This is a genomic window from Microbacterium sp. LWH11-1.2 (assembly GCF_038397745.1).
Taxonomy (GTDB): Bacteria; Actinomycetota; Actinomycetes; order Actinomycetales; family Microbacteriaceae; genus Microbacterium.
Genome location: NZ_CP151636.1, coordinates 3,391,684 through 3,407,443 on the forward strand (window position 1 = coordinate 3,391,684; position 15,760 = coordinate 3,407,443).

Genomic DNA, 15,760 nt, shown 5'->3' on the forward strand with positions numbered 1-15,760 from the left:
GGTGGTCGACATCGGGGGCGGTGCGGGCGGAACAATCGCGGGGCTCCTCGGTGGTGTTCCGTTGTCCGGGGACAGGATGCTGGTGTATCGGTTTGTGGGCGTGATCTGGGGGTTTCAATGTCGGTGGCTCCTGTTTCACTAGGGGTATGACAGCACTGGCGGACGCGACGGTCGAGCAGGTGAACGCGCTGGGTGCGGTCACCGAGATGCTCGTCGAGGTCGAGCGCACGATCAGCAGCATGCAGGCCGTGCGGGATGGTTTCCTCGCGGTCGGGTCCCGGGTCCCGGTTGGCGGTCGACGTCGCGGGCCAGGCGGGGTCTCGGGAGGAGGCGGATCTGGTGTTGCGGTCGGTCGCGGCGGAGTTCGCGGCCGCGCTGCGGGTGTCGGACCGGACGGTGCAGCGGCGGATGACGGACGCGTCGTTCCTGGTGGAGCGTTTCCCGTTGGTGTGGCGGGCGCTGGGGTCGGGGCGGATCAGTGCCGGGCATGCGCGGGTGATCTGCGACGCCGGCGAGCACCTGGACGATCCCGCGGACCGGGAGGCGTATTCGGCGGAGGTGATCGGGTTCGCGGAGACGGAGTCCGCGAACCGGGTCGCGCGGTGGGCGCGGCGGGTCGCGGAACGGTACCAGGCGCGTCCGGTCAGTGACCGGCACAAGGATGCGCGGAAGAAGCGGGGGGTGTGGGTGAGAGACCTCCCCGACGGGATGGCCGAACTCGGCATGTGCGGCCCCGCCGCGCTGGTGCATGGCGCGTTCGACCGGATCACCGCCATGGGAAAGACCGTGCAGGAACAGACGGTGCCGGAACAGACGGTGCCGGAACAGACGGTGCCGGAACAGACGATGCCGGAACAGACGGTGCAGGAACAGACGGGCCCGACCCGGGCGGATGCCGGAACGCACGCGACCGCGAGTGCGCCCGCAGGCGAGTCGCCGGAGACCGCGTTCGGCCCGGCCGCGGATGCGGCGCGGACCGCGGGACGACCGACCGGTGACACGGTCGCGAAAGACTCACGCACTCTCGGGCAGATCCGCGCGGACCTCGCCCTCGACCTGCTCCTCACCGGTGCCCCGGCCGGGCACGACACCCCCGCCGGGCTCCTCGGAGCGATCACCGCCACTGTGTCCGTGACCGTCCCGGTCACGACCCTGATGGGGCGGGACACGACGCCTGCCGAGCTGAACGGTTGCACCCCGATCGATCCCGATACGGCGAGACGCCTCGCGGGGGCGGCATCCGGGTGGGATCGCATCCTCACCCACCCGATCACCGGGACGCTTCTCACCGTCGACCGGTACCGACCGAGCGCGGACCTGAAACGCCACCTCCGGGCGCGGGACCAACGCTGCCGATTCCCCACCTGTGGCCACGCCGCCACCCACAGCGACATCGACCACCACCACGACGCCGCCCACGGCGGTGCGACGACCGCCGAGAACCTCGGCCACCTCTGCCGACGACACCACGTCCTCAAGCACCACTCGCCATGGCACGTCGAACCCCTCGGCGACGGCACCTACGCCTGGACCAGCCCCACCGGCCGCACCTACATCGACACGCCGCCGCCCCCGCACACCATCACCTTCACCGAAGACGACACCCCACCACCCTTCTGATACCCCGCGCCCTTCCGACGCCCCACCCTTCCGACACCCTGTGCTCTTCCGACGCCGCTCTGCAGCGGCTCGACCTAGTGTGGAGACATGCCTCAGCGCCGATCTCACGTCGCCCCGTCCGCCGCGCAGACCGAGCTCGCCTCGGCGCTGGCCGCGTTGCGGGAATCCGTCGACGCCCCGATCGAGTTCCCGGCCGACGTCCTCGCCGAAGCCGCAGCGGCCGATCCGACGGATCCCGAACTCGACCTGCGGGAGGTTCCGTTCGTGACCCTCGACCCGGCGGGATCCCGCGATCTCGACCAGGCATTCCACCTGGAGCGCGACGGCGCCGGGTACACCGTCCGCTACGCGATCGCCGATGTCCCCGGTTTCGTGACACCTCGGGGTGCGGTCGATGTCGAGGCACGCCGCCGCGGGCAGACTCTGTATGCAGCGGACGGACGAATCCCTCTGCATCCGCCGGTTCTCAGCGAAGACCGCGCCTCTCTCCTCGCCGACGTCGACCGGCCCGCCCTGGTGTGGACGTTCTCGCTCGACAGCGACGGCGCCGTCACCACGTTCCGACTCGAGCGGGCGCTCATCCGCTCCCGCGCACAGCTCGACTACGTGACGACGCAGGCCTCTCTCGACCGCGGGGAGGAAGGACCCGCGACTCTGCTTCCCGAGATCGGCGCACTGCGCATCGAGCAGGAACGTGTCCGCGGCGGCGCGAGTCTCAATCTCCCCGACGAGGAGGTCGTGCGCGCCGCCGACGGCACCTATGGCATCGAGCGTGCCAGCCCGCTGCCCGTCGAGGAGTGGAACGCACAGCTCTCACTGATGACCGGGATGGCCGCCGCATCGCTCATGATCGACGCCGGCGTCGGCATTCTGCGCACGATGCCTCGCCCCGATGACGACGCCTTCGAGACCTTCCGACACCAGACCGAGGCCCTCGGCCGCCCGTGGACCACCGGCGACTACGGCGAATACCTGCGAGCCCTCGACCGGACCGACCCTCTGACGCTTCCGGTGCTGCAGGCCGCCGCGTCGCTCTTCCGCGGCGCCGGCTACGTCACGTTCGACGGAGCGGCCCCGAAGGACGCGATCCAGGCCGCGATCGCCGCGCCCTATGCGCACGCGACCGCTCCGCTGCGGCGCCTCGTCGACCGCTGGGTGCTCGCGATCTGCCTCGCGGTCTCGACCGGCCAGGAGATCCCGTCGTGGGCGCGCGAGTCGCTCGACGACCTGCCCGGATCGATGCAGGAATCCGGACGACGCGCATCCCAGCTGAACGCGGCGACCATCAACAGCGTCGAAGCAGCTCTCCTCACCCCACTGGTCGGCACCGAGATCGACGCGACCGTCATCGAGCTCCGCGGCGAACGGGCATCCATCCAGATCGCGGAGCCCGCCGTGACAGCATCCTCTCCGGTCCCCGCCGGTGCGCAACCGGGCGACGTGGTCCGGCTGCGGGTCGTCCGGGTCGACATCCCGCGCGGCGAGATCGAGTTCGCGATCTGACCCCGGGCCTCCGGCCTCGCCGACGGCGGGAGCGACGAGCGCCGCTCAGCCCGCCGGCACCGCGGTCGTCGTCATCACCAGCAGCTGCGGGTCGGTCAGATCCAGCGTCACCGTGATCGAGGCGAACTCCGACAGCGACGCGACGTGCGTCCCGCCGCACAGGATCACGGCTTCACCCTCGGGCAGCTCGCAGTGCCAGCGCCGGCGATCGACGATGGTCGGCCCCTCGACCTCGATGCGGCTGGAGGCTCCCGACGCCACCCAGTCGGCGAGCTGGGCGTTGATGCGCGCCGCACGGGCGTCGAGTGTGGCTGCGAAGGTCTCCGTGTCGAACCCGGCACGACGCAGACTCTTCCCGAGCCGGTACTCGTCCACCGCACCGTCCTCGTGGATGCGACTGGTCTGGTTCGCCCGACCCTCGAAGTCGGGGTTGCCGAGCGCGTCGGCGCCGGGGTCCTTGCGCCACAGGTCGGCGACGGCGAGGTCCAGCGCGAGCGAGGCGAGATGGCACGCGGTGTGCCCACGGCTCAGTCCCGCACGGCGAGAGGCATCCACCGACAGCGTGACCGGTGTACCGGGGACGAGCCCCTCGGGCGCATCCCCGGCGAGGCGATGCCCCACCAGCCATGTCCAGCCCTCGGCGCCGCGCTTGACGGGGATCGCGCTGCCGACGGCGAACTCGCCGGCATCGCTCGACGCTGCCATGACGGCCTCGACGACGGCCGCACGCTCATCCCCCGCGGTCATCTCTCCGGAATCGCCGGGCTGATCGGGCCAGGTGTGGTCCACGGGATGGAACGGCGACACGTCGACAACGACCACGACTCCGTCGGGAGCGGCCTCGACCCGCGTGACCACTCCGTCTCCGATCACAGAGCCATCGGCGAAGGACACGATCGTTGACGACATGGGACTCCTGGGGTCGGTGCGAAGTGACGGGACGGCGTCCGGGGACGCCGACATGCTCAGTGAGCGGGCGGAATGGTGAAGCTGGCGAGTTTGTCGCCCTCCACCACGAAGATGCCATCGGACTCGCCGTTGAACACGCGACTGGACCATCCGAACCGGATGCGGGTCGTCTCCCCCTCGGTCGTGGCGCTCAGCACGGTCATGCGCGCTCCGGCGCCGATCGCATCGCTTCCCGCCCAGCTTCGGACGCCGTCGGGGCCTGCCTTGACCGTTCCCCAGTCGCTCACGAAGCCGTCGGCGGTGAACGCCGACACGAAAGCCTCGGTGTCAGCCGCGTTGATCGCATCGACCATCGCCTGCACGGGAGCGGGTACGGAGTTCTGCGACATCATCGTCTCCTTCGGGTCTCGCGTCAGACCGTGACGACCTGGGCCGTGCCGAGCGGAGCCTCGGGGCCCATCTCGGCGGCGATCCGGTTCGCCTCCTCGATCAGCGTGGCGACGATGTCGGCCTCGGGGACGGTCTTGATGACTTCGCCCTTGACGAAGATCTGCCCCTTGCCGTTGCCGGAGGCGACACCGAGGTCGGCCTCGCGCGCCTCGCCTGGACCGTTCACGACGCAGCCCATCACGGCGACACGCAGCGGGACGGTCATGTCCTTGAGCCCCTCGGTCACGTCTTCCGCGAGCGTGTACACGTCGACCTGCGCGCGTCCGCACGACGGGCACGACACGATCTCGAGCTTGCGCTCGCGGAGGTTGAGGGACTGCAGGATCTGGTGACCGACCTTGACCTCTTCCGCAGGAGGTGCGGACAGCGAGACGCGGATGGTGTCGCCGATGCCCTCGCCGAGCAGGATGCCGAACGCCGTCGCACTCTTGATCGTGCCCTGGAACGCCGGACCTGCCTCGGTGACGCCGAGGTGCAGCGGCCAGTCGCCCATCTGCGCGAGCAGGCGGTAGGCCTGAACCATGATCACCGGGTCGTTGTGCTTCACCGAGATCTTGAAGTCGTGGAAATCGTGCTCCTCGAAGAGCGAGGCCTCCCAGCGCGCGCTCTCGGCGAGGGCCTCCGGAGTCGCCTTGCCGTACTTCTGCAGCAGACGCGGGTCGAGGGACCCTGCGTTGACGCCGATCCGCAGCGAGACACCCGCGTCCTTCGCCGCCTTCGCGATCGCGCCCACCTGGTCGTCGAACTTGCGAATGTTGCCCGGGTTCACACGCACAGCGGCGCAGCCGGCGTCGATCGCCTGGAAGACGTACTTCGGCTGGAAGTGGATGTCGGCGATCACCGGGATCTGGCTCTTCTTCGCGATGATGTGCAGCACGTCGGCATCGTCCTGCGAGGGAACCGCGACACGCACGATCTCGCAGCCGGACGCCGTGAGCTCGGCGATCTGCTGCAGGGTCCCGTTGATGTCGGTCGTCTTCGTCGTCGTCATGGACTGCACGCTGACGGGTGCGTCACCACCGACGAGCACCTTGCCCACCTTGATCTGGCGGGACTTGCGACGCGGGGCGAGGACGACGGGGACCTTCGGCATCCCAAGATTCACTGCTGGCACCCCTCAAGCCTACGCCGCCAGGATGCACGAGGGCTGGATGTCGGCCGCATGGTCACGGTGTCATCCGCCCGGGGACGGCGCCTCCGGTGTGGTAGTTTTCACCCCATGCTCGCGAACTTCACCTGGTGGCCCGCCTCCTAGGCGGTGTGTTCGCGTTCCCACGAATCCAGACCGCCTCCGGGGCGGTCTTTTCGTTGAGCCGAGCCGGAGCCCTGCACAGGAGACATCGATGACCCTCTCACGACTCGCCGAGCTCAGCACCGACCCGGCGTCATCCTTCGTGCTGATCGCACGCGACGGCGCCGACACCGTCGAGCTCCTCACCGGCGACGTCGTCGACGTCGACCTGCTCCGCGACATCCCGCTCGACGTCGACGGCGTGCCGCGCGAGGTGTTCGCGCTCGTCCCGTATCGACAGGTCCGCGAGCGCGGCTTCGTGGCGCAGGACGACGGGGCACCCCTGCGCTGCATCGTCGTGGACGAGCACGTGCACCTCGACACCGCGCAGCTTCTCGCCGCGCTCCCCGACGCACCCGTGCCGCTGCACGACGACGGCTTCGACATCGCGGACGCGGAGTACGCCGCGATCGTCGAGAAGGTCATCGCCGAGGAGATCGGACGCGGCGAGGGAGCCAACTTCGTCATCCGCCGCGACTTCACGGCGAACATCGACGTCGACGACCGCACAGCGGCGCTCACCTGGTTCCGCGCGCTGCTCACGCACGAGCGCGGGGCGTACTGGACGTTCGCCGTGTTCACCCCCGGCCACATCGCGGTCGGTGCGAGCCCGGAGGCGCACGTCGTCGCCCGTGGCGGCGTCGTCACCATGAATCCGATCTCCGGCACGTTCCGGCACCCGGCCGGAGGCGCCACCAGGGAGACCCTCGTCGACTTCCTCGCGTCGACGAAGGAGACCGAGGAGCTGTTCATGGTCGTCGACGAGGAGCTCAAGATGATGAGCGCCGTCTGCTCCGACGGCGGCCGGATCACGGGTCCGCACCTCAAGGAGATGTCACGGCTCACGCACACCGAGTACATGCTCCGCGGACGCAGTGCCCTCGATCCCCGCGACATCCTGCGCGAGACGATGTTCGCCCCCACGGTCACCGGCTCGCCGATGCAGAACGCCTGCGCGGTCATCCGCCGGCATGAGAAGAAGCCCCGCGGCTATTACTCCGGTGTGGCGGCGCTGTTCACCCCGAATGACGCCGGTGGACACGACCTCGACGCCCCGATCCTCATCCGGACCGTGTATCTCCAGGACGGCGCCCTGAGCGTCCCTGTGGGCGCGACCCTGGTGCGGCACTCGGACCCGCTCGGCGAGGTGTCGGAGACCCACGGCAAGGCAGCGGGCGTTCTGGGCGCCATCGGCGCCATCGACCGCGATCGCGTCGCCGAGGCGCGCAGCGACGCGGATGCCCCCGGTGACGAGAAGGCCCTCGCCGACGACCCGACGATCGCCGCACTGCTCTCATCGCGCAACGCCCGGCTCGCGGACTTCTGGCTCAACCCGCAGGGCGACGACCTCGACGGACCTTTCGCCGGACGTACCGCCCTCGTCGTCGACGCCGAGGATCGCTTCACGACGATGCTCGCCCACCAGCTCCGCCACCTCGGCCTCGCCGTCACGATCAGCCCCTGGAGCGAGGTGCAGGACGCCGATCTCGATGCGGCCGACATCGTCGTGGCGGGCCCCGGCCCCGGCGACCCTCGGGATGCCGCGAACTCCCGTATCGCCCGCATGCGCGAGGTCGTCGCTCGGCGCATGGATGCCGAGGCCCCGCTGCTCGCCGTCTGCCTGAGCCACCAGATCCTCAGCGACCGCTTCGGCATCGCGCTGACGTCGCTCGATGCTCCGCATCAGGGCCTCCAGAAGGCGGTGCCCGTGTTCGGTGAGGAGCCGTCGATCGGCTTCTACAACACCTTCACCGCCCGGGTCGCGCCCGGCACGACGACGGTCGGGCCGGCGGAGGTCTCGGCGGACGCCGGATCGGGTGACGTCTACGCGCTCCGCGGCGCCCACTTCGCCTCGGTGCAGGGGCATCTCGAGTCGATCCTGTCGCGAGACGGCATCCACACGCTCGAGCGTCTCGTCCGTCACGCACTCGCCTGAGCACCTGCCCCGGGGCCGCTTACTGCAGGATGTCGACAGGGTTGAACAGGTCGGCGACCAGCAGGAGCGCGCCCATCCCGATCAGCAGCACCGCGACGACGACCGTCAGCGGGACGAGCCTCGTGGCGTCGACCGGCGCCGGCGGCGGCCGACGGAAGAGCTTCGCCCAGATCCGCTTGATGCCCTCCCACAGCGCGACCACGACGTGACCGCCGTCGAGGGGCAGCAGCGGGATGAGGTTGAAGACGAAGAGGGCGATGTTGAGCGAGCCCAGAAGTCCGAGGAGCACCGCGAAGCGGTTCAGGATCGGGGCGTCGGTCGCGGCGACCTCTCCGGCGATGCGGCCGACCCCGACCACGCTCAGCGGCCCGTTCGGGTCGCGCTCACCTCCCGTCACGAGTGACACTCCGACGTCCCAGAGTCTCACCGGCAGCGTGACGATCAGCGAAGCCACCCTGGCGACGTTGTCCGCCGTCATCTCCGGGCCCGCGCTCAGAGGCTGCTGCACGTAGCCCATCTGCGATCCCATGCCGACGTAGCCGACCTCCTTGACCACGGGCTCGCCGGCTTCGTCGAGGATCGGCTGCCCGCTGGCATCCGTGATCGTGCGCTCGGCGGCGATCGGCGTGATGCGCAGGGTCTGCTCCGCACTGTCGCGGCGAACCACCATGTCGAGAGTCTCGCCGGGTGCTGCCTGGACGATCGCCGTCGCATCGGCGAACGTCGACACCGGCTGGCCGTCGATCGAGACCAGCACATCGCCCGGCTCGATGCCCGCCTCGGCCGCCGGCGATGCCGGATCATCGGCCGAGCACTCCGTGGCCGTGGACTCCGCCGGTACGACGCACTCGGTCACCGACGCGATCGTCGTCGTACCCTGCTGCACGCCGATGCCGGAGACGAGGACCGTGAAGATGATGACCGCGAGGAGCAGGTTCATCAGCGGCCCGCCGAGCATGACGACCACGCGCTTCCACACCGGGAGCCTGTAGAAGACCCGGTCCTCCGCGCCCTCGGCGATGGTCTCGTCGTTCGCGGAGCGCGCATCCTGGATCAGCGTGCGGAACACGCCCTTCGCCGGACCGGCGGTCTTCGACGCCGGGTACATGCCCGACATCGAGATGAAGCCGCCCAGCGGCAGCATCTTGAATCCGTACTCGGTCTCGCCGATCCGCTTCGACCACAGCCGCGGACCGAAGCCGATCATGTACTGGCCGACGCGCACGCCGAAGAGCTTGGCGGGGACGAGATGGCCGACCTCATGCAGGCCGATCGACAAGCCGAGGCCGATCAGCATGAACAGGATGCCGCCCACATAGAGCAGGATTTCCACGTGCTCACGCTACTGCCCGCAGCCTAGGAATCCGCCCGGCACCCCGATCCGGCTAGGCTGACACGGTGACGACCCGGCAGCTGCGATTGGTACGCGCTGCCGCCGTCTCCTCCGTGGCCACGCTCATCGCCGCCGTCTCGCACACGCTCGGCGGCGGATCCGCGCCGCATCCGCTGCTGATCCTCGCGATGTCCACTCTGCTCACCCCGCTCTGCGCTCTTCTCGTGGGCGTCCGGCCGTCGCGCCCTCGCGTCGCAGCCACCGTCCTGTTCGCGCAGGCGGCTTTCCACCTGCTGTTCCAGGTGCTGGGTTCGCCGACGGGATCCGCCGCGGTCGGCGCCGGCCATTCGCATCACGTCGCGCTCGACGCCCTCGGGGCGCTGCCGCCTGTCGCGGCGGCGGATACGACCATGCTCTTCGCGCACATCGTCGCGGCGGCGATCACCACGCTGCTCATCTGGCACGGCGAAGCGCTGCTGCGCGGCATCGCCCGCTGGTTCCAGACGCTTCTCCTCCGAGCGTTCCTGAGCGCGCCCGCCGAGCACCGGCGCCCCGACTCTCTCCGTTCCCTCCTCGTGCGCCCGTCCGACGCCGCGGTCTCCGCCGCCGCGTCGCGACGCGGACCTCCGGTGCTCGTCCGCGGCTGATCCGCCGCACCGACGTTCCGCTGCCCCGGCAGCGTCATCCTTCGCGGGTTCCCGCGTCGTTCCGACGCGCCCGCATCAACGAGCAATCAGGAGTACTCCCATGTCCCGCAACACCTCCCGCAGCCGCGCCCGTCGCGTCTCGATCACCTCCGCCGCCGTCCTCGGCGGTGCCGTCCTCGCTCTCGCCGTCCCGACGATGGCCGCCGCGCACGTCAACGTCAGCCCCGACGAGATCGTGGCCGGCGACCACGGCGTGCTCACATTCTCCTTCTCGCACGGGTGCGACGACTCCCCCACCACAGCACTCCGCATCACGATGCCCGAAGGTCTCGCATCCGTGGCTCCCACGCTCGACGGCGACTGGACCATCGACGTCGAGCGCGGTGCCGACGGACTGGTGAGCGCCGTGACCTACACAGCCCTCACCCCCGTTCCGGTCGATCTCCGTGGCGCGGTGAGCATGTCGGTGGGCCTCGACGAGGACACCCCGGCCTCTTTGGCGTTCCCGGTCGTGCAGCAGTGCGTCGAAGGGGCGACCGAGTGGACGCAGCTCGCCGCCGAGGGTGAGAACCCCCACGACCTGGACTCCCCCGCACCCGTCGTGACCGTCACCGAGGCCGCTGCCAGCGGCCATGGCGAGCACGGTGCGACGGAGACCACGACGGATGCCGCGGCGGAGCCGGTCGCCGCGGACCCGCTGCCCACGGTCCTCGGTGCGGGCGGACTCGTGGCCGGCATCGCCGCCCTCGTGGTCGCGGTGCTCGCCTACCGTCGCCGCGTCTGACGACACAGTCCGCCTCCTCCCATGCATCGCGCGCGGGAGGGGGCGGGCCGCAGACGGGGTTCGTCCCGGCTCCGTGAGATCATGGATTCGACATGTCGATTGAACAACAACCGAGCCTGCCTCCCGTGCTCCGCCCCGCGAACCCGCCCCGGCGTGAGCTGTCCGAACTCGCCTCCCGATTCGCCGACGCCGTCCGCGGCGATGTGACCGGCATCGTGGTCTCCGGCATCACCCTCGCCACCGCGGATCTGCGGCCCGGCGAGGCGTTCGTCGCGATCCAGGGCGTCAACCGCCACGGTGCGGACTTCGCCGTAGCCGCGGCGGAGAAGGGGGCCGTGGCCGTCATCACCGATGAGCCGGGCGCCGAGATCGCCGCAGCGTCCGGAGTCCCGATCCTCGTGGTGGAGAACCCCCGCGCGATCCTCGGAGACCTCAGCGCCTGGGTCTACGGCACCGGTGCCGACGACCCGCTCCCGCTGCTGTTCGCGACCACCGGCACCAACGGCAAGACGAGCGTCTCGCACCTGCTGGAGGGCATCCTCGATCAGATGGGCGTCGTCACCGGCCTCTCCTCGACCGCCGAGCGTCACATCGCGGGCGAGATCATCGTCTCGCGGCTGACCACGCCGGAGGCGTCCGAGATGCACGCCCTGCTCGCACTGATGCGCGAGCGCGAGGTCGAGGCCGTCGCGGTCGAGGTCAGCGCGCAGGCCCTGTCGCGGCACCGCGTCGACGGCATCCGCTTCGACGTCGCCGGGTTCACCAACCTCAGCCACGATCATCTCGACGACTACGCCGACATGGACGAGTACTTCGAGGCCAAGCTGCCGCTGTTCCGCCCCGATCGCGCGCAGCGCGCCGTGATCTGCCTCGACTCCGCGTCGGGCGCCGTCGTGGTGGAGCGCTCCGAGATCCCGTCTGTGACCGTCGGCACTCCCTCGATCGCGGCCGATCCCGACGCCGCCGGACGCGCGGACTGGGTCGTCGTCATCGATGAGGAGCGCGCCGCCGGCACGACCTTCACGATGACGGGCCCCGCCGGCTCGCTCACCACGACCGTCCCGGTGATCGGTCCGCACATGGCCGCGAACGCCGCGCTCGCGATCGTCATGCTCCTCGAGGGCGGATACCCGTGGCAGCGCATCGTCGACGCGCTCTCCCGCGACGGCGGCATCCGCGCCTATCTCCCCGGCCGCACGCAGCTCGTCTCCGGAGACCGGGGACCGGCGGTCTTCGTCGACTTCGGGCACTCGCCCGACGCGTTCGAGAAGACCCTCGCCGCCGTCCGGCGCGTGACGCCCGGACGCGTGCTGATGCTGTTCGGCGCGGACGGCGACCGCGACGCGAGCAAGCGGTTCGACATGGCTCGCACCGCCGTCGAGGGCAGCGATGTGCTCGTCGTGACCGACCACCACCCGCGCTTCGAGGATCCTGCCTCGATCCGGGCGACTCTGGTCGCCGGCGCGCGGAGCGCACGGCCGGATGCCGAGATCCACGAGTACTCCCCGCCCGAGAGCGCCATCATCGCGGCCGTCGGCCTGGTCGGCGACGGCGATGCGATCCTCTGGGCAGGACCCGGGCACCAGGACTACCGCGACATCCGCGGGGTCCGCACGCCGTACTCGGCGCGAGAGCTGGCCCGACGCGCCTTGCGCGCTGCCGGATGGCCCGTGCCGGATTCGCGCTGGCCGGTGCCGTACCCCGACGAGGACTGACCGCGGGGCCGCCCCGGCGGTCTCTCGTCGTCAGGCCGCCGCGATCAGCCGATCGGCGGTCTGGCGCGCCCACGATTCCGCGGCCGCGAGCGACTCGACCGTGAGCGCATCGGGCGGTTCGTGCGCGTCGACGACGCGGGCGATGGTGTCGACGATGCCGAGGAACGACAGGCGCCCCTCGTGGAAGGCGTCGACGGTCTGCTCGTTGGCGGCGTTGTAGACCGCGGGGAAGGTCGCGCCGGCTCGCCCGACGGCCTTCGCGAGTGCGACCGACGGGAAGGCCGCGTCGTCGAGAGGCTCGAAGGTCCACGAGGAGGCCGTCGTCCAGTCCAGGGGACGTCCGACTCCGCCGACACGGTGCGGCCAGTCGAGGCCCAGCGAGATGGGCAGGCGCATGTCAGGCGGGGAAGCCTGCGCGATCGTCGAGCCGTCGATGAACTCGACCATCGAATGGACGATGGACTGCGGATGGACCACGACGTCGATGTCGTCGTACGCGATGTCGAAGAGGAGATGTGCCTCGATGACCTCGAGCCCCTTGTTCACGAGGGTGGCGGAGTTCGTCGTGACCATGCGCCCCATGTCCCACGTCGGGTGCGCGAGCGCCTCCGCCGGGGTGACGTCTGCCAGCTCGGCGCGGCTGCGACCGCGGAACGGACCACCGGATGCCGTGACGACGAGCCGTCGCACCTCAGCATGCGTTCCCGCCCGGAGCGCCTGCGCCAGCGCGGAGTGCTCCGAGTCGACCGGCACGATCTGCCCGGGGGCCGCGGCCGCGAGCACGAGCTCGCCGCCGACGATGAGCGACTCCTTGTTGGCGAGAGCGAGGGTTCGTCCGGCCTTCAGCGCGGCGAGGGTCGAGCCGAGCCCGATCGAACCCGTGATCGCGTTGAGGACGACATCCGCCTCGACATCCCGCACGAGCTGCTCGGCCTCGACCGCGCCGAGGGCCGTGTCCTCGACCTGGAACTGCGCCGCCTGAGCCGCGAGCATCTCCGCGTTCGATCCGGCGGCGAGGCCGACCAGTTCGAAGCGCCGAGGATTCGCGCGGATCACATCCAGCGCCTGCGTTCCGATGGAGCCGGTGGAGCCGAGGACGATGATGCGACGCATGACGCCAGCCTAGGACACGCGCCCGCCGCGACTACTGCTGCGGCTGGACGGGCGTCGTGGCGAGGATGTCGACGACGAAGACGAGGCTCTCCTTCTGGAGCTCGTGCCCCTCGCTCGCGCCGTAGCCGTCAGCCGGTGGCATCACGACGACGACCTGCGAGCCGACCTTCTGGCCCTCGAGAGCCTTCTGGAAGCCGGCGACGACACCGGTGGTCTGGAACTGCGCCGGCGCCGCGTCGCGGCTCCAGCTCGAGTCGAACTCGCTGCCGTCGGACCACTTCACGCCGAGGTACTGCACCACGACCAGGTCGCCGGAGGCGACCGTTGCCCCGTCGCCCTGCTTGAGGACCGCGACCTTGGTCTCGGTGGGCGCGTCCCCGTCGGGGATCGTCACGGTCGGCTTCCCGGCCTTGTCGAGCTCGACGGCGGGCATGCCGGGGGTCGGATCGACGGGGGTGCCCGTCGCGACCTCGGGGAGGTGCTCGACGGCCTCGGCGTAGACGACGACGTTGTTCGCGCCTTCACCGAGCACGTTGCCAGGCAACGTGAGGACGACGCGCGAGCCGACCGGCTCGCACTCGAGAGCGGCGACGAACAGCGACGACTGGTTCGTGTCGAGGAGCACGGGCAGAAGACCGCCCTCTCCACGCGCTGATGAGTCGAGAACGTCACCGGTCGCTGCGTCGATGATCTGATACTGCACGGACACGAGGTCACCCACCCCGATGTCCTCGCCGTCGCCCGCGCTCACCACGGTGCGCTCGACGCCCGCGAAGGCGGCGTCGGCCGGCACGGTGATCTTGGTGTCGGCACCCTCACCGTCGACGACGACCGCATCGGAGGTGTCGCCCGGCTGCGCGTCCAGCGCGCAGGAGCTCGACGCCGTGGGATCGGGCGTGCTCGAACTCTCCGGGGCGCCGCTGCCGGAGCAGCCTGCCAGCAGAAGGGTCGCCGCAGCGACGGTGGACAGAATGACGAGCGGACGCTTGCGCACAGGGAGACCTCAGGATCGCGGGCGGGACACTCCATCCTCCCCCATCCCCCTTTGCCCGCGCTGGGAGGCGCGGCGCGATTCTTCATTCCCGCGATGGCATGGATCCGGGAGTAACCTGCTCTGATGACCTCTGAGCAGTCCGTCGAGCCCGAAGCCTCGTCAGAAGAGATTCCGGCCTCAGAGGAATCAGCGAAACCGCGCCACGCCGGTTTCGCCTACCGGCTCGGCCGCGGGCTCATCACGCCGCTGGCCCGCCTGGTCTACCGGCCGCGGATCGAAGGCCGTGAGAACGTTCCGCTGAGCGGACCGGTGATCTTCGCGAGCAATCACCTCTCGTTCATCGACTCGATCGCCATCCCGGTCGCCGCTCCGCGACCCGTGCACTTCCTGGCGAAGTCGACCTACTTCGAGGGCGCGGGCTTCCAGGGCTGGATGAGCAAGACGTTCTTCCAATCGATCGGTGCGATCCCGGTTCGCCGAGGCGCCGGGCAGGCAGCGCTCGATGCGCTCGACCTGCAGCGCCAGCTCCTGGATGAGGGCCTCGCGGTCGCGCTCTATCCGGAGGGCACCCGCTCCACCGACGGCCGCCTGTACAAGGGCCGCACGGGCGTGGCGTTCCTCGCTCTCCAGACGGGCGCACCGGTCGTACCCGTCGGCCTGATCGGAACCGACAAGGTGATGCCGGTCGGCGCGAAGGTCCCCACCATCTCCGAGCGGATCACGGTGCGGTTCGGCGAACCGCTCGACCTGTCCCCGCACGGGCCCGCGACGAGCGGACGAGCACGTCGACTCGCGACCGACGACATCATGGCAGCGATCCACGCACTCTCGGGCCAGGAGCTCGCCGGCGCCTACAACGAGGCTCCGGCGCAGGGAGCCATCGAGAAGATCAAGCAGGCGCTGCCGCACGAACGACGCTGACGCGACGTCGCCGCGCGCTACGACGCGAGCGCGGTGACCGTCGCCTCGTGCCGCACCGGGAAGTTCATCGAGTTCGCGATGAAGCACCACTCGTTCGCCTGCGCGTGGGCGCGCTCGGCAGCGTCGATCATCGACGCCTCGGCGACGACGACCTCCGGCCGCAGCATGACCTCGACGAAGGCTCCTCCGCCCGCGCCGTTCTCGCGCATCATCCCGCTCGCCTGATCGCGGTAGGACACGACGACGACGCCGGCCGTCACACAGGCATGGAGGTACGACAGCAGGTGGCATTCGGACAGCGATGCCAGCAGCAGATCCTCGGGGTTCCATCGTGAGGGATCGCCGCGGAACGGCTTGTCGGACGAGGCGAGGAGCTCGGGCTTCCCATCGACCTCGATCGTGACGTCGCGGCGATAGTCGCGGTAGCCGCTGGTCCCGCTGCCGGTGTTCCCGGTCCAGGTGGACGTGAGGGCGTAACGGTGCTCGCCGAGGGCGCGAGGGGTCGACTGCTCTGCCATACGTCAAGTCTGCCAGGGCCCGGCGG

14 protein-coding genes are annotated in these 15,760 nt (G+C 70.2%); 7 read left to right on the top strand and 7 right to left on the bottom strand.

Annotated elements, in window-relative coordinates:
• Positions 1-255 precede the first annotated feature (255 nt).
• Together MRBLWH11_RS16545 and MRBLWH11_RS16550 are read left to right on the top strand one after the other, a co-directional pair.
• Positions 256-1,620, top strand: a complete 1,365-nt coding sequence (locus tag MRBLWH11_RS16545; protein ID WP_341945604.1) for a DUF222 domain-containing protein — start codon at positions 256-258, stop codon at positions 1,618-1,620.
• A gap of 87 nt (positions 1,621-1,707) precedes the next feature.
• Positions 1,708-3,123, top strand: a complete 1,416-nt coding sequence (locus tag MRBLWH11_RS16550) for an RNB domain-containing ribonuclease (RefSeq protein ID WP_341945605.1) — start codon at positions 1,708-1,710, stop codon at positions 3,121-3,123.
• Positions 3,124-3,168: 45 nt separating this feature from the next.
• On the opposite strand, the gene MRBLWH11_RS16555 is transcribed toward MRBLWH11_RS16550, so the two are convergent.
• Genes MRBLWH11_RS16555 through ispG form a run of 3 tightly spaced genes read right to left on the bottom strand, consistent with a single transcriptional unit; the run spans position 3,169 to position 5,575 of the window.
• Positions 3,169-4,032 (bottom strand): hypothetical protein, encoded by an 864-nt coding sequence (locus tag MRBLWH11_RS16555; RefSeq protein ID WP_116635237.1) that lies wholly within the window; start codon positions 4,030-4,032, stop codon positions 3,169-3,171.
• 56 nt (positions 4,033-4,088) lie between these two features.
• Positions 4,089-4,421: a nuclear transport factor 2 family protein gene (locus MRBLWH11_RS16560; RefSeq protein WP_116635423.1), complete on the bottom strand. Its 333-nt coding sequence runs from the start codon at positions 4,419-4,421 to the stop codon at positions 4,089-4,091.
• A 23-nt stretch (positions 4,422-4,444) separates the two neighbouring features.
• Positions 4,445-5,575, bottom strand: a complete 1,131-nt coding sequence (gene ispG, locus MRBLWH11_RS16565) for a flavodoxin-dependent (E)-4-hydroxy-3-methylbut-2-enyl-diphosphate synthase (RefSeq protein ID WP_116635238.1) — start codon at positions 5,573-5,575, stop codon at positions 4,445-4,447.
• A 250-nt stretch (positions 5,576-5,825) separates the two neighbouring features.
• On the opposite strand from ispG, the gene MRBLWH11_RS16570 reads away from it, so the two are divergent.
• A complete protein-coding gene (locus tag MRBLWH11_RS16570) occupies positions 5,826-7,709 on the top strand; it encodes a chorismate-binding protein (protein ID WP_116635239.1) in 1,884 nt (627 codons plus the stop codon).
• Between the two features lie 19 nt (positions 7,710-7,728).
• Here MRBLWH11_RS16570 and MRBLWH11_RS16575 read toward each other — a convergent pair whose 3' ends face one another.
• Positions 7,729-9,042: a M50 family metallopeptidase gene (locus MRBLWH11_RS16575; protein WP_341945606.1), complete on the bottom strand. Its 1,314-nt coding sequence runs from the start codon at positions 9,040-9,042 to the stop codon at positions 7,729-7,731.
• Between the two features lie 65 nt (positions 9,043-9,107).
• Between MRBLWH11_RS16575 and MRBLWH11_RS16580 the strand changes: the two genes are divergently transcribed.
• From MRBLWH11_RS16580 to MRBLWH11_RS16590, 3 genes are all read left to right on the top strand, one after another.
• Entirely contained in the window at positions 9,108-9,689 is a 582-nt protein-coding gene (locus tag MRBLWH11_RS16580) for a hypothetical protein (protein ID WP_341945607.1), read from the top strand.
• Between the two features lie 100 nt (positions 9,690-9,789).
• Positions 9,790-10,473 (top strand): YcnI family protein, encoded by a 684-nt coding sequence (locus MRBLWH11_RS16585; RefSeq protein WP_341945608.1) that lies wholly within the window; start codon positions 9,790-9,792, stop codon positions 10,471-10,473.
• A 92-nt stretch (positions 10,474-10,565) separates the two neighbouring features.
• On the top strand, positions 10,566-12,188 hold the full coding sequence (locus MRBLWH11_RS16590) for a UDP-N-acetylmuramoyl-L-alanyl-D-glutamate--2,6-diaminopimelate ligase (protein WP_341945609.1): 1,623 nt from the start codon (positions 10,566-10,568) through the stop codon (positions 12,186-12,188).
• A 30-nt stretch (positions 12,189-12,218) separates the two neighbouring features.
• Here MRBLWH11_RS16590 and dxr read toward each other — a convergent pair whose 3' ends face one another.
• Positions 12,219-13,301, bottom strand: a complete 1,083-nt coding sequence (dxr, locus tag MRBLWH11_RS16595; protein ID WP_341945610.1) for a 1-deoxy-D-xylulose-5-phosphate reductoisomerase — start codon at positions 13,299-13,301, stop codon at positions 12,219-12,221.
• A 31-nt stretch (positions 13,302-13,332) separates the two neighbouring features.
• Positions 13,333-14,295, bottom strand: a complete 963-nt coding sequence (locus MRBLWH11_RS16600; RefSeq protein WP_341945611.1) for an FKBP-type peptidyl-prolyl cis-trans isomerase — start codon at positions 14,293-14,295, stop codon at positions 13,333-13,335.
• A 123-nt stretch (positions 14,296-14,418) separates the two neighbouring features.
• Between MRBLWH11_RS16600 and MRBLWH11_RS16605 the strand changes: the two genes are divergently transcribed.
• Positions 14,419-15,216: a lysophospholipid acyltransferase family protein gene (locus MRBLWH11_RS16605; protein ID WP_341945612.1), complete on the top strand. Its 798-nt coding sequence runs from the start codon at positions 14,419-14,421 to the stop codon at positions 15,214-15,216.
• Positions 15,217-15,233: 17 nt separating this feature from the next.
• On the opposite strand, the gene MRBLWH11_RS16610 is transcribed toward MRBLWH11_RS16605, so the two are convergent.
• Positions 15,234-15,734 carry an OsmC family protein gene (locus MRBLWH11_RS16610; RefSeq protein ID WP_341945613.1) on the bottom strand — a complete coding sequence of 167 codons (501 nt, stop codon included), beginning with the start codon at positions 15,732-15,734 and terminating at the stop codon, positions 15,234-15,236.
• Between the last annotated feature and the right edge of the window lie 26 nt (positions 15,735-15,760).